Annotated in this window: 15 protein-coding genes; 6 read left to right on the plus strand and 9 right to left on the minus strand. The window is 74.1% G+C overall.

Going from position 1 to position 12,918, the window contains the following annotated elements; all coding sequences use genetic code 11:
• Positions 1-504, minus strand: a 504-nt coding sequence (locus AB0O00_RS17785) for a zf-HC2 domain-containing protein (protein ID WP_363652785.1), incomplete at its 3' end; no start/stop codon positions are given.
• 161 nt (positions 505-665) lie between these two features.
• On the minus strand, positions 666-1,511 hold the full coding sequence (sigE, locus tag AB0O00_RS17790) for an RNA polymerase sigma factor SigE (RefSeq protein WP_363652764.1): 846 nt from the start codon (positions 1,509-1,511) through the stop codon (positions 666-668).
• A 174-nt stretch (positions 1,512-1,685) separates the two neighbouring features.
• On the opposite strand from sigE, the gene AB0O00_RS17795 reads away from it, so the two are divergent.
• Positions 1,686-2,318: an O-methyltransferase gene (locus AB0O00_RS17795; protein ID WP_363652787.1), complete on the plus strand. Its 633-nt coding sequence runs from the start codon at positions 1,686-1,688 to the stop codon at positions 2,316-2,318.
• A 96-nt stretch (positions 2,319-2,414) separates the two neighbouring features.
• Here the strand turns inward: AB0O00_RS17795 and AB0O00_RS17800 are convergent, their stop codons facing one another.
• Positions 2,415-2,582, minus strand: a complete 168-nt coding sequence (locus AB0O00_RS17800) for a DUF3117 domain-containing protein (protein ID WP_363652766.1) — start codon at positions 2,580-2,582, stop codon at positions 2,415-2,417.
• A 298-nt stretch (positions 2,583-2,880) separates the two neighbouring features.
• On the opposite strand from AB0O00_RS17800, the gene AB0O00_RS17805 reads away from it, so the two are divergent.
• The gene (locus tag AB0O00_RS17805) at positions 2,881-3,681 is read left to right on the plus strand and encodes an enoyl-CoA hydratase-related protein (protein WP_363652768.1); all 801 of its coding nucleotides are present in this window, start codon (positions 2,881-2,883) and stop codon (positions 3,679-3,681) included.
• On the opposite strand, the gene AB0O00_RS17810 is transcribed toward AB0O00_RS17805, so the two are convergent.
• Positions 3,666-4,286, minus strand: coding sequence for a DNA-3-methyladenine glycosylase I (locus AB0O00_RS17810; RefSeq protein WP_363652770.1), 621 nt, complete (start codon positions 4,284-4,286; stop codon positions 3,666-3,668). The genes AB0O00_RS17805 and AB0O00_RS17810 overlap by 16 nt on opposite strands.
• Positions 4,283-4,693, minus strand: coding sequence for a DivIVA domain-containing protein (locus AB0O00_RS17815; RefSeq protein ID WP_363652789.1), 411 nt, complete (start codon positions 4,691-4,693; stop codon positions 4,283-4,285). Before AB0O00_RS17815 ends, AB0O00_RS17810 begins: the two co-directional genes overlap by 4 nt.
• A gap of 178 nt (positions 4,694-4,871) precedes the next feature.
• On the opposite strand from AB0O00_RS17815, the gene folP reads away from it, so the two are divergent.
• Positions 4,872-5,684 (plus strand): dihydropteroate synthase, encoded by an 813-nt coding sequence (gene folP / locus AB0O00_RS17820; RefSeq protein ID WP_363652791.1) that lies wholly within the window; start codon positions 4,872-4,874, stop codon positions 5,682-5,684.
• Between the two features lie 33 nt (positions 5,685-5,717).
• On the opposite strand, the gene AB0O00_RS17825 is transcribed toward folP, so the two are convergent.
• Positions 5,718-6,527 (minus strand): TIGR00730 family Rossman fold protein, encoded by an 810-nt coding sequence (locus AB0O00_RS17825; RefSeq protein ID WP_363652772.1) that lies wholly within the window; start codon positions 6,525-6,527, stop codon positions 5,718-5,720.
• 113 nt (positions 6,528-6,640) lie between these two features.
• On the minus strand, positions 6,641-7,717 hold the full coding sequence (dapE, locus tag AB0O00_RS17830; protein ID WP_363652774.1) for a succinyl-diaminopimelate desuccinylase: 1,077 nt from the start codon (positions 7,715-7,717) through the stop codon (positions 6,641-6,643).
• A gap of 146 nt (positions 7,718-7,863) precedes the next feature.
• Between dapE and AB0O00_RS17835 the strand changes: the two genes are divergently transcribed.
• Positions 7,864-8,925 (plus strand): hypothetical protein, encoded by a 1,062-nt coding sequence (locus tag AB0O00_RS17835; protein WP_363652776.1) that lies wholly within the window; start codon positions 7,864-7,866, stop codon positions 8,923-8,925.
• A gap of 297 nt (positions 8,926-9,222) precedes the next feature.
• A complete protein-coding gene (locus tag AB0O00_RS17840) occupies positions 9,223-10,005 on the plus strand; it encodes a hypothetical protein (protein WP_363652778.1) in 783 nt (260 codons plus the stop codon).
• A gap of 83 nt (positions 10,006-10,088) precedes the next feature.
• Here AB0O00_RS17840 and dapC read toward each other — a convergent pair whose 3' ends face one another.
• Both dapC and fdxA read right to left on the minus strand, forming a co-directional pair.
• On the minus strand, positions 10,089-11,240 hold the full coding sequence (gene dapC / locus AB0O00_RS17845) for a succinyldiaminopimelate transaminase (RefSeq protein WP_363652780.1): 1,152 nt from the start codon (positions 11,238-11,240) through the stop codon (positions 10,089-10,091).
• A gap of 20 nt (positions 11,241-11,260) precedes the next feature.
• Entirely contained in the window at positions 11,261-11,587 is a 327-nt protein-coding gene (gene fdxA, locus AB0O00_RS17850) for a ferredoxin (protein WP_030061559.1), read from the minus strand.
• A 131-nt stretch (positions 11,588-11,718) separates the two neighbouring features.
• Between fdxA and AB0O00_RS17855 the strand changes: the two genes are divergently transcribed.
• On the plus strand, positions 11,719-12,735 hold the full coding sequence (locus AB0O00_RS17855) for a GNAT family N-acetyltransferase (RefSeq protein ID WP_363652783.1): 1,017 nt from the start codon (positions 11,719-11,721) through the stop codon (positions 12,733-12,735).
• Positions 12,736-12,918: the final 183 nt, after the last annotated feature.

Genomic DNA, 12,918 nt, shown 5'->3' on the forward strand with positions numbered 1-12,918 from the left:
GCCGGAGCCTCGGGGCGCGGGGTGCGGCGGCCCATCAGCGGGCGCAGGACGGCCCCCGCCGCGGCCGAAGGCGCGCGGGTCGACCCCGGGCAGCGGGGTGCCGGCGCCGAGCGCGCCCGCGCCGAAGGAGGCGCCGGCGCCGCGGCCGAAGGAACCGCCGTCGAGCCGGCTGCCGCCGAGCGTGCCGGGGCCGGTGACGCCGCCGCCGGGCAGGTCGTCGTCGTCCCGGCCGTCGCGCCAGTCGGCGCCCGGCTGCTCGTCGTCCGGGAGGCTCCCGACGGCCATCAGGCGGGCCATCAGGGCCGAGGACGGGCCGGGGGTACCGGTGCGGGTCAGCAGGTGCTTGACGCTGCGGCCCTCGTCCGCCTCGGCGAGGCACTGCGGGCAGGTCGCCAGGTGGGCCTGGACGCGTTCGCGGGAGTCGTGCCCGAGCTCGCCGTCCAGGAAGGCGGACAGGCGCTCGCCGAGGTGGTGCTCCTCGGCGGCGGGTTCGGCGGGGCGCACGGCCACGGCGCGCAGTTCGGCGTCGCCGGGCAGCGGGGCGGCGGGCGGTGCGGGCTCGCCCGGCTCGTCACCGCCGCGGCGGCCCGGCAGGGACCAGCCCCGCCTGGTGGCGGACCGGCCGGACGCCTCCGGACGGCCCGACCCCGAGCGGCCGGTTCCGCTCACGATCGCCTCCGTCCACGCCCGCCCGGTGCCACCGGGACTTCGCCGGCGGCGGCGCCGACCGGCACCGGCTCCTCCGAGCCGCCGCGGCGCTCGCGCCCGGGGGCCGAGCCGGGGGCGCGGTGCTTGAGCGCGGCGCGCAGGTGGGAGCGGCCGCGGTGGATGCGGCTGCGGACGGTGCCGAGCTTGACGCCCAGCGTGGCGGCGATCTCCTCGTAGGACAGGCCCTCGATGTCGCAGAGCACCACGGCGGCGCGGAACTCCGGGGCGAGGGTGTCCAGGGCCTGCTGCACGTCGGCGTCGAAGTGGGTGTCGCTGAAGTGCTGGGCCGGGCTGGGCTCGCGGGAGGCGAGGCGCTCGGCCGCGTCGTCGCCGAGCGCGTCGAAGCGGATGCGCTGGCGGCGGCGGACCATGTCCAGGAACAGGTTGGTGGTGATCCGGTGCAGCCAGCCCTCGAACGTGCCGGGGGTGTAGGTCGACAGCGAACGGAACACCCGGACGAAGACCTCCTGGGTGAGGTCCTCGGCGTCGTGCTGGTTGCCCGTCAGGCGGTAGGCGAGGCGGTAGACGCGGGTGCTGTGGGCCTCGACGATCTCCTCCCACGTGGGGGGAGTCCAGGACTGCGCGTCGGGGCCCTCGGTGAAGGTCGCGAGGGCGGGGGCCTCGGTGGTACCGGCGTCCGGCGTCGCGGCGGCGGGCTGGTCCAGGTCGGAGTGCGCAGGCTGGTTCATCACGGGCTTCGGCGTACGGGCCGACGCGGTGCCGCGGACGTGCCGCCGCACGGGGACGTCGCCCTCGGCCACACCTCCTCGGTCGGCTCTTCTGCCCAGCAGGGCCACCACCATATCCACCTCACCCGTCAAGCCCGGATAAAAGTGCCCGGGAGGTCTCCCGTACCCGGTCCTTCCTCACAACGGCCCGCCGCCGTACGCGGTTCCCGGTCGGCCAGTAATCTGTGGCAGGAAATATCGACATCCCCCGGCACCGGGCCGCCACCCGGGGCTCCGAAAGAGGCAGCCATCAGCGAGTTCGGGCCCGCGCGAGCGGCCCTCGCCGACACCTACGTGGGCGAGGACGCGGTGCTGACCTACGCCCGGGCACAGTCCGCGCGGACGGGGATACGGGCGATCGGGCCGAGCGGCGGGGCGTGCCTGCGGCTGATGGCGGCCGCGCTGGACGCCAAGGCCGTCGCCGAGATCGGCACCGGGACGGGCGTCTCTGGGGTCTACCTGCTGCGCGGGATGCGGCCGGACGGCGTGCTGACCACGGTGGACTCCGAGCCGATGCGCCAGCAGCTGGCGCGCGAGGCGTACCAGGCGGCGGGCTTCGCGCCCAACCGCTCGCGGTTCATACCGGGCCGGGCGCTGGAGGTGCTGCCGAGGCTCGCGGACGGCCAGTACGACCTAGTGTTCTGCGACGGCGATCCGGCGGAGTCGCGCGAGTACCTGGCCGAGGCGCTGCGGCTGCTGCGGCCGGGCGGGATGGTCTGCTTCGAAGGGGTCTTCCAGGAGGGCCGGCTGGCCGAGCCGGAGCTGCAGGACCCGCAGACGGACGCGGTGCGCAACCTCGTCCAGGACGTCCGGGAGAGCGACGGGCTGCTGCCCGCGCTGCTGCCGGTCTCGGACGGACTGCTCTGCGCCGTCAAGCGCTGAGCCCACCGCCCGCGAAGCGCACGGGCCCGGGCACGACGTGACGTCGTACCCGGGCCCGGCAGTACGTCTCCAGGAGACGGCGAGCACCCGCTGCGGTCAGCCGGTGACCTTCTTGAGGGCATCGCCCAGGGCTTCGGCCTCGTCAGGCGTGAGCTCCACCACGAGGCGTCCGCCGCCTTCGAGCGGAACGCGCATGATGATGCCCCGCCCCTCTTTGGTGACTTCGAGCGGGCCGTCACCCGTCCGCGGCTTCATGGCCGCCATGCTCGTTCCCCTTCCTGCAACCGCTCAGCTACGCACCGGCAGTCCGTCCACCGCCGGTATCGAACGCATTGATCGGAAGCCATTATCCCGCATGCCACGGCCTGATGACCAACATCACTCTCGGTGCAACCTCGGCCGGATCCGCCCCAACTGCCGTATTTGCCGTCATAAGCCCCGGCGCGGCGGCGGTGCGGACACCACCGGAAGGTGCGATACCTCACACTCCCCAGCCGGCCCGGTGCTCCGGCATCCTGACACCCGACGAGACCGCAGCGATCACAAGGGAGAACCCTCGCCCATGTCCGATTCCGTGCTGTACGAGCTGGACGGCGGCCTGGCCGTCGTCACGATCAACCGTCCGGAGGCGATGAACGCGCTGGACGTCGCGACCAAGGTCGCGCTGCGGGACACGATGGCCGCCGCGGCGGCCGACCCGGCGGTGCGCGCGGTGCTGCTGACCGGGGCGGGCGAGCGCGCGTTCTGCGTCGGACAGGACCTCAACGAGCACCTGGCGATGCTCAAGCGCGCCGACGAGACCGGCGAGGGCGCGCTGCGCACCGTCGCCGAGCACTACAACCCGCTGGTGCGGGCGCTGGCGGGGATGCGCAAGCCGACCGTCGCGGCGGTCGGCGGGGTCGCGGCGGGCGCGGGCGCCTCGCTCGCCTTCGCCTGCGACTTCCGGATCCTGTCCGAGAGGGCCGGCTTCAACACCGCCTTCGCCGGGATCGGGCTCACCGCCGACTCGGGCGCCTCCTGGACGCTGCCCCGGCTGGTCGGGCACGCCAAGGCCACCGAACTGCTGATGCTGCCGCGGACGGTCAAGGCCACCGAGGCGATGGAACTGGGCCTGGCCACCAAGGTCGTCCCGGCGGACGAACTGGCCGCCACCGCACGGGTCTTCGCCCGCGAGCTGGCCGAGGGCCCGACGGTGGCCTACGGCGCCATCAAGGAGTCGCTGGCGTACGGCGCTTCGCACTCGCTGGACGAACTCCTGGACAAGGAGGACGAGCTGCAGACCCTCGCGGGCGAGAGCGAGGACCACCGGATCGCGGTCCGCGCCTTCATCGCCAAGGAGAAGCCCGTCTACCGGGGCCGCTGAGCCCTGCGCGGCGCGCCCCCGAGCGCGGTGCGCACGTGGCAGCCCGCCAGGTGGTCGTCGACCAGACCGCAGGCCTGCATGAGCGCGTAGGCGGTGGTGGGGCCGACGAAGCGGAAGCCCTCCTTCTTGAGCGCCTTCGCGAGCGCCGTCGACCCGGGCGTGACGGCCGGGACCTCCGCGAGCGTGCGGGGGGCCGGCCGGTCCGGGTCGCCGGCGAAGCCCCAGACCAGCTTCTCCAGGCCGCCGTCGAGCTCGCGGGCGACCCGGGCGTTGGCGATGGCCGCCTCGATCTTGGCCCGGTTGCGGATGATGCCGGCGTCGGCGAGCAGCCGCTCGACGTCGGCCTCGCCGAACTCGGCGACCCGGCCGATCTCGAAGCCGGCGAACGCGGCCCGGAAGCCCTCGCGGCGGCGCAGGATGGTCAGCCAGGACAGGCCGGACTGGAACGCCTCCAGGCAGACCCGCTCGAACAGGGCGTCGTCACCGTGCACCGGGCGGCCCCACTCGGTGTCGTGGTAGACCCGGTAGTCGTCGGTGGAGTCGCCCCAGCCGCAGCGGCGCAGGCCGTCGGCGCCGAGGACGGTGCCGTCCTGCGGCTCGGTCACCGGTCCTCCGCCGGCTTCGCGTCCTCCGGGGCCCCGGCCGGCTCGACGACCTTCGCGAACTCCTCCAGGCCCGGCAGCGGTTCGGCGCCGGCGTCGGGGCCCGTGGTGGCCTCGACCGCGCCGCGCAGGTGGGCGGCGGCCTCCAGTTCGGCGATCCGCGAGTCGCGGTAGGCGAGTTCGGCGCCGAGGCGGTCCAGGACGTCGTCGACCTCGTCCATCCGGTAGCCGCGCACCGCCATCGGCAGGCGCAGGTCGTCCACGTCCGTCTTGCGCAGCGGCCGGTCCTGCGGCAGTCGCGCCGCGAGGCGGTCCGGGGCCGCCTCCGGCATCGATCCGCCGCCGCCGAGCGCCACCAGCGCGGCGCCGCCGACCACCACGGCCATGGCGACCACGATCACCCAGAACACGAGCTGTCCTCCCGACTTCCCGGCCGGCCTGCTGTCAGGTGCCCGGACCGCGCTGATCATGACAGCATGGTCCCCAGTGAGGCCGGGGGCCATCATCGCACCCTGGCGAGCCGTGGAGGAGACATCGGTGGCGCTGCGCCTTGGACCGCGCGAATTCGGTGACGACGAGCTGGTGATCATGGCCATCGTCAACCGGACCCCGGACTCGTTCTTCGACAGGGGGGCGACGTTCGCGGACGAGGCCGCCTTCGCCGCCGCCGACCGGGCGGTGGCCGAGGGCGCCGCGATCCTGGACATCGGCGGGGTCAAGGCCGGTCCCGGCGACGAGGTCACCGTGGAGGAGGAGCTGCGCCGCACGGTGCCGTTCGTGGCGCAGCTGCGCAAGCGCCACCCCGAGGCCGTGATCAGCGTGGACACCTGGCGCCACGAGGTCGGCGAGGCCGTCTGCGAGGCCGGCGCGGACCTGCTGAACGACGCGTGGGGCGGGGTGGACCCGAAGCTCGCCGAGGTGGCCGCGCGGTACGACGCCGGGCTGGTCTGCACCCACGCGGGCGGCGCCGAGCCGCGCACCCGGCCGCACCGGGTGGGCTACGAGGACGTGATGGCGGACATCCTGCGGGTGACCGTCGGCCTGGCCGAGCGGGCCGTGGAGCTGGGCGTGCGGCGGGACGCGGTGATCATCGACCCGGGGCACGACTTCGGCAAGAACACCCGGCACTCGCTGGAGGCGACCCGGCGGCTGCCGGAGATGACCGCGACCGGCTTCCCGGTGCTGGTGTCGCTGTCCAACAAGGACTTCGTCGGCGAGACCCTCGACAAGCCGGTGGGCGAGCGGCTGCTGGGCACGCTCGCGACGACGGCCGTCTCGGCCTGGCTGGGCGCGCAGGTCTACCGGGTGCACCAGGTCGCCGAGACCCGGCAGGTGCTGGACATGGTCGCCTCGATCCGCGGCACCCGGCCCCCGGCGGTGACCCGCCGGGGGCTGGCCTGACCGCAGCGGCCAGGCGGCTCGGAGCTCGTCGGCTCAGATCTCGTTGGCGGGCCGGCGGGCGTCGGCGAGGATCTTCAGGACCTCGTCGATCTCGTCGGTGATGTGGAACAGCTCCAGGTCGCGCGGGGCCGCCTTGCCCTGGGCGACGAGGGTGTTCTTCAGCCACTCGTAGAGCCCGCCCCAGTAGGCGCTGCCGAAGAGGATCACCGGGAAGCGGGTGACCTTCTTCGTCTGGACGAGGGTGAGCGCCTCGAACAGCTCGTCCAGCGTGCCCAGGCCGCCGGGCAGGACCACGAACCCCTGGGCGTACTTCACGAACATCGTCTTGCGGACGAAGAAGTAACGGAAGTTCAGCCCGAGGTCGACGAACTCGTTGAGCCCCTGCTCGAAGGGCAGCTCGATGCCGAGGCCCACGCTCAGGCCGCCGGCCTCGGAGGCGCCGCGGTTGGCGGCCTCCATGGCGCCCGGCCCGCCGCCGGTGATGACCGCGTAGCCGGCCTCGGCGAGCGCGCGGCCGATGGCCACGCCGGACTCGTACTCGGGCGAGTCGACCGGGGTCCGGGCCGAGCCGAAGACACTGATCGCGGGCGGGAGTTCGGCGAGGGCGCCGAAGCCCTCGACGAACTCGGAGGTGATCCGCAGCACCCGCCACGGATCGGTGTGCAGCCAGTCGGTCGGCCCGGTGGTGTCCAGCAGGCGCTGGTCCGTGGTGCTCGTGCCGACCTGGTCCCGGCGCACCAGCACCGGGCCCTTCTGCTTCTCCGGCCAGGCCTTCTTCTTCCGCGGCACGCCGACCTGCTCGGGGCCGTGCCCGTACTGCTTCTCGTCTCCTGTGCCTGTCATGACGAAACCCTACGCCGGACTTCCCCCGTTTTCAGGCAACGGGGGAAGGTCGATCGGGCAACCGGAAGGTGGCGTTCAGCTTCTCGTACGACCGGCCGCGGGCCAGCCGCGGATCAGCTGGTGAGCCAGGCGCGCAGCCGCTCCTCGGCCTCGGCGATGGCGCTCAGCGAGCAGTGCTCGTCCCGCTTGTGCGCGAGGTTCGGGTCCCCGGGGCCGTAGTTGACCGCCGGGACGCCGAGCGCGCTGAAGCGGGCGACGTCGGTCCAGCCGAACTTGGCCCTGGCCTGGCCGCCGGTGGCCGCCAGGAAGGCCTGCGCGGCCGGCTGGGAGAGGCCGGGCAGGGCGCCGGGGGCGAAGTCGGTGACGGTCACCTCGAAGCCGTCGAAGACCTCGCGGACGTGCTTCTCCGCCTCCGCCTCGCTGCGGTCCGGCGCGTAGCGGAAGTTCACCGTCACGACGCACTCGTCCGGGATGACGTTGCCGGCCACGCCGCCGTCGATCCGCACCGCGTTCAGGCCCTCGCGGTACTCCAGGCCGTCGATCTCCACCCGGCGCGGCTCGTAGGCCGCGAGCCGGCCGAGCACCTCGGCGGCGTGGTGGATGGCGTTGTCGCCGAGCCAGCTGCGGGCCGCGTGGGCGCGCACGCCGGTCAGCCGGACCTGCGCCCGCAGGGTGCCCTGGCAGCCGCCCTCGACGACGGCGCCGCTGGGCTCCAGCAGCACCGCGAAGTCGGCGGCCAGCCAGTCGGGCCGCTCCTTGGCGAGGTGGCCGAGGCCGTTGCGGTGGGCCTCCACCTCCTCGCAGTCGTAGAACACGAAGGTCAGGTCGCGGTTGGGCGCGGGCAGCGTGGCGGCGAGCCGCAGCTGCACGGCGACGCCGGACTTCATGTCCGAGGTGCCGCAGCCGTAGAGCAGGTCCCCGTCGACGTACGAGGGCAGGTTGTCGGCGATCGGCACGGTGTCCAGGTGCCCGGCCAGCAGGACGCGCTCGGAACGGCCGAGGCGGGTGCGGGCCACCACGTTGTTCCCGTACCGGTCGACGGTCAGGTGCGGGTAGGCGCGCAGGGCGGCCTCCACGGCGTCGGCGAGCGGCTGCTCGTCGCCGCTCACGGACGGGAAGTCGACGAGGCGGGCGGTCAGCGCGCCACCGTCGAGGGTGAGGTCCAGGGGCGTCGTGTCGGGGCTGCTCATGGACGCCAGCCTAGTGCGCCCTCCCGGAACCCTGCGTAGCGGTCCTGTGACACGGTCGGCGGGACCGATCGGCAACCGGGGGGCGCCGCACACCCGTCCGAGTGGGTACGGTGTCGGATCAAGAAGCAGGCGCGAGAGGGGCAAGGGTGGCCAGGAAGAAGAGCGAGGATCAGGGCGAGGAGTTGGCGCCCCCCCGCCGCGGGCCGCTGCGCGCCCTGCTGCTCGTGATCGTGGGACTGCTGGGCCTCGCGCTGGTCGGCGGGGCGGCCGTGGTCGGCATCTGGTGGTTCGGCTTCAAGGGCACCGAGCCCGAGGGCTGCACGGTGAAGACCGCGACCGGCGAGGGCACCCTGGAGGTGCCGCAGGCCGCCAACGCCGCGACGATCGCCGCGGTGGCCCGCTCGCGCGGGCTGCCGGACCGGGCGACGGCGATCTCGCTGGCCACCGCCATGCAGGAGTCCAAGCTGCGCAACCTCGCCGGCGGCGACCGCGACTCGCTCGGCCTGTTCCAGCAGCGCCCCTCGATGGGCTGGGGCACCGCGGCGCAGATCCAGGACCCGGTCTACGCGACCAACAAGTTCCTGGACGGCCTGGTCAAGGTGCCCGGCTACACCCGGCTGCCGCTGACCGACGCCGCCCAGGCGGTGCAGAAGAGCGGCTACCCGCAGGCGTACGCCAAGCACGAGACCAAGGCGACGCTGCTCACCTCGGCGCTGGCCGGCCGCGAGCCCGCCTCCTTCACCTGCGTCGTGCACGACTACGCCAAGCCGGAGACGGACGACTCCGCGGACTCCGCCTCGCCGACCGCGACCGCCTCCGCCACCCCGGCGGCGACGCCGGACCGCACCCAGGTGCTCACCGACCGGGTGCGCCGCGAGTTCGGCCGCACCGTCGCCGCGGCCCCCGGCTACACGTCCTCGATCAAGGGCGCCGAGAACGCCGTCTCGCTGACCCCGGACCCGTCCGCCGCCGCGCTGACCACCTCGGCGGACGCCGGGGCCGACGCCGCCGCGGCCGCCGAGCGGGCGAGCGGCTGGGAGGTCGCGCACTGGGCGGTCGCCCAGGCACAGCAGCTGGGCATCGCGACGGTGGCGTACGACGGGAAGATCTGGCGCAAGACCAAGTCGGAGGACGGCTGGCAGCCGCAGCCGACGGGGACGACGACCAAGCTCGTCCAGGTCACCCTCGCGCCGTCCGGCAAGGGCTGACGCACTGACGTACGGGTTGCCGCCGGACGGGTGATTCCGGTCAACCGTGGTGGACCGGCCGCCCGTTCCGGCGACCCCCGGTGGAGAACCGTCACTCCCCTTGCCCCGCGCAGGATCCGTGGCCCCTGCCGGGCTCCGGCAGGGCGCCGCACTGCGGTCATACGATCCGATGGTCGGTCAGGCACTTTCCTTGCACCAGCCGAAACCTTCTGGCTTCTCAAGCGGTAACAACGTCGTCCGCCCGGTCGTCCACCCGGCGGACGGGACGGACCGACCCAGACCCTCTCGAGGAGCCCCATGTCTCACCCCCTCACGCGCCGGATCGCCCAGGCCGCGCTCGTCGTGGCGGCCGGAGCGACCCCGCTGGTCGCGGCCGGCTCCGCGTCCGCCCTGGGCGGCGACGCCCTGCTGCCCAAGAGCGACCTCGCCGCACCGGTGGGCCAGCTGACCAACACCGACGCGGGTTCCAGCCTCCAGCACACCACCCACCAGCTCGGCGAGGCCGCCGGGACCACCGGCGCCGCCACCGTCGCCGCGGGCGTACCCGCCTCCGCCGACGCGGCCGGCAACATCGTCGCCCACCAGCTGCCGGAGGCGAACGAGAAGGCCAGCTCGCTGACCGCCCCGGTCGACCAGACCGCCGCCACCACCGGCCAGCTCTCCGCCGTCACCCCGAAGGTCGCCTCCGCGCTGGCCGGCAAGCTCGGCGAGGCCGTCACCGGCAAGGCCATGGGCACCCGCAGCGCCGCCGCCAGCCCGGTCGGCGGGCTCGCCCAGACCGGTGCGATCACCAAGCAGCTGCCCGGCGCCGGCAACCTGACCAGCGGCGTGCCCAGCACCAACGCCGTCACCGACGCGCTGCCGCTGGGCTCGGTCGAGCGCGCGCTGCCGGGCGGCCTGACCGCCGGCGTGCCCGGCGCCGACGTCCTCGGCCTCGCCGAGCACGGCTCGGCCAACCGCCTCGCCGGCACCGACCTCGGCCCGAACAACCCGCTGTCCGGCCTCACCAACGCGCTCGGCCCGGTCGGCGGGCTCCTGGGCGGCGTGAACGGCGGCAGCATCAGCGGCCTGCCGCTCTAAGCCCTCCCGCTCCAAGCCCTCCCGCAGTACGTACGAAGGGCCGGTGTCCGAGGCGGACACCGGCCCTTCGCGCGTTCCTGCCGCTAGCGTGCCGCGTTCAGCCGCTCGACGGCCGCGGCGACCCGCTCGTCGGTCGCCGTGAAGGCGACCCGGACGAACTGCCCCCCGGCCGGGCCGTAGAACTCCCCGGGCGCCACCAGGATGCCGAGGGCGGCCAGTTCGGCCACCGTCTCCCAGCACGGACGGTCCTGGGTGGCCCACAGGTAGAGGCTCGCCTCCGAGTGCTCGATCCGGAAGCCGTACGCCTCCAGGGCCGCGCGCAGCGCCGCGCGCCGGGCCGCGTAGCGCTCCCGCTGCTCGGCCACGTGCGCGTCGTCGTCGAGCGCGGCGATCGTCGCGGCCTGGACGGGCGCGGCGACCATCATGCCGCCGTGCTTGCGCAGCCCCAGCAGCTCCTTGACGACGACCGGGTCGCCGGCCAGGAAGGAGGAGCGGTAGCCGGCCAGGTTGGAGCGCTTGGAGAGCGAGTGGACGGCCAGCAGGCCCTCGTGGTCGTCCCCGCACACGTCCGGGCGCAGGACGGACACCGGCTCGGCCTCCCAGCCGAGCTCCAGGTAGCACTCGTCGCTGACCAGCAGCACCCGGTGCTCCCGGGCCCACGCGACGGCGCGGCGCAGCTCGTCCGCGCCGAGCACCCGGCCGGTCGGGTTGGACGGCGTGTTCACCCAGAGCAGGCGCACGCGCGAGCCGTCCAGCTCGTCCACCGAGTCGTACTCGACGGGCTCCGCGCCGCACAGCCGCGCGCCCACCTCGTAGGTCGGGTAGGCCAGGCGCGGGTAGGCGACCTGGTCGCCCGGGCCGAGGCCGAGCTGGGTCGGCAGCCAGGCCACCAGCTCCTTGGAGCCGATGGTCGGCAGCACGGCCTGCGGGCCGATCTCGGCGCCGCAGCGGCGGCGCAGCCAGCCGGCGATCGCCTCGCGCAGCTCCAGCGGGCCCCAGACGGTCGGGTAGCCGGGGGTGTCGGAGTGGGCGGCCAGCGCCTTCTGGATCACCTCGGGGACCGGGTCGACCGGGGTGCCGACGGAGAAGTCGCACAGGCCGCCCGGGTGGGCGAGCGCGGTCCGCTTGTACGGCTCCAGCTTGTCCCACGGGAAGACGGGCAGGCGGTCCGAAACGCGGCGCGCCGCCCCCGGGTGGCCCGGGAACGGCGCGCGCGTGCTGTTGTCGGTGCTCACAGCTCAGATGCCACCGATCGTCAGTGGTCGGCGTTCTGCGGCGGCAGAGCGGCGATGAACGGGTGGTCACGCTCGATCAGGCCGAGCTTCGAGGCACCACCGGGCGAACCGAGGTCGTCGAAGAACTCGACGTTCGCCTTGTAGTAGTCCTTCCACTCCTCGGGAGTGTCGTCCTCGTAGAAGATCGCCTCGACCGGGCAGACCGGCTCGCAAGCACCACAGTCGACACACTCATCCGGGTGGATGTAGAGCGATCGCTCGCCCTCGTAGATGCAGTCAACCGGGCACTCTTCGATGCACGCCTTGTCCTTCACGTCGACACAAGGCTGCGCGATGACGTAAGTCACGCTGTCGTTCCTCCTCGGAAGGGCCCTGTCGGCCCGTTCTGTTCTGCTCGCGTGCGCGGTGAGCGCGGCGTCGTCGATGCCCGCCCCTAGTATCGCGGGTCGGAGACCGCAAATGCACAGGAGGTGCCCAGATGACGGCAGGCGGCCCGGAAAGCGAGCGTCCACGGGACCGTCCGGAGGTCCGGATAGATCGCTCCGACGTGGGACGACGCGTGTCGGTCCGACGGCTGTCCGGGTTCGTGGACGACCGGCCGGTCTTCCGCGATGTGATCGGCGTGCTCACATCGTGGGACGATCATGGGTTGACGGTCGATCCCCGCGCGGGCGAGCCGGTCACCTTCCCCGAGAAACTGCTGGTCGCGGGCAAGGTCGTCCCGCTCTTCCCGGTCCGGCGCGCGCCGCTGCCGGCCGCGACGCCCGTCGAGCTCCAGCGGATCGCGGCGCGCGGCTGGCCCGGCGTCGAGCAGGAGGCGCTCGGCGAGTGGACGCTGCGCGCCTCGGCCGGGTTCACCCAGCGGGCCAACTCCGTCCAGGCGCTCGGCGACCCCGGACTGCCGCTGCCGGACGCGCTGGCCGCCGTCCGGGCTTGGTACGCCGAGCGCGAACTTCCCGTCCTGGTCGAGGTCGTCACGCCCGGGACGGCGGACGGGCTGCGCGAACTGCTCGGCGCCGCGCAGTCGCCGACGCTGGTGCGCACCGCGCCGCTCGCCGGGCTCGCCAGGACCGGCTCCGGCCACGACCGGGTGCGGCTCTCGCGCACGGCCGGACCGGCGTGGATGTCCCTGTACGGCAAGCTGAGCGCCGACCCGGCGGTGCGGGAGGCCGCCCGGCGGGTGCTGCACGGCGGGCCCTCGGTCTGGTTCGCCACCGTGCCCGGCGCCGAGGGGCAGCCGCCGCTGGCCATCGGACGCTGCGTCGTCGACGGCGCGTGGGCCTGCTTCGGGGCGATCGAGGTCCAGCCGCACGCCCGGCGGGCCGGGCTGGCCACGGCCGTCATGGCGGTGCTCGCCGCCCGCGCCGCCGAGGAGGGCGCCACCGGCGCCTACCTGCAGGTCGAGGCGGGCAACGACGGTGCGCTCGCGCTCTATGACGGACTCGGCTTCACGACCAGTCACACTTACCACTACGCCCGGCTGCCCCAGGGGTAGCTCTCCCCTCCCCCCGCCACCGCTTGCCGATCGCCCGCCCGCCGTACGAAAGCCGTCGCCGTCACCGTGACCGAGCAGAGCAGAGACCGCTTCCGGACCGCCGCCCGCGCCGAGCAGCCCGACCTGGTGCTGCTCTGCCTGCTCGCCGCCGCCGAACACGGCCCCCTCACCGACCCGGACGAC

Source organism: Kitasatospora sp. NPDC093558 (assembly GCF_040683475.1).
Taxonomy (GTDB): Bacteria; Actinomycetota; Actinomycetes; order Streptomycetales; family Streptomycetaceae; genus Kitasatospora.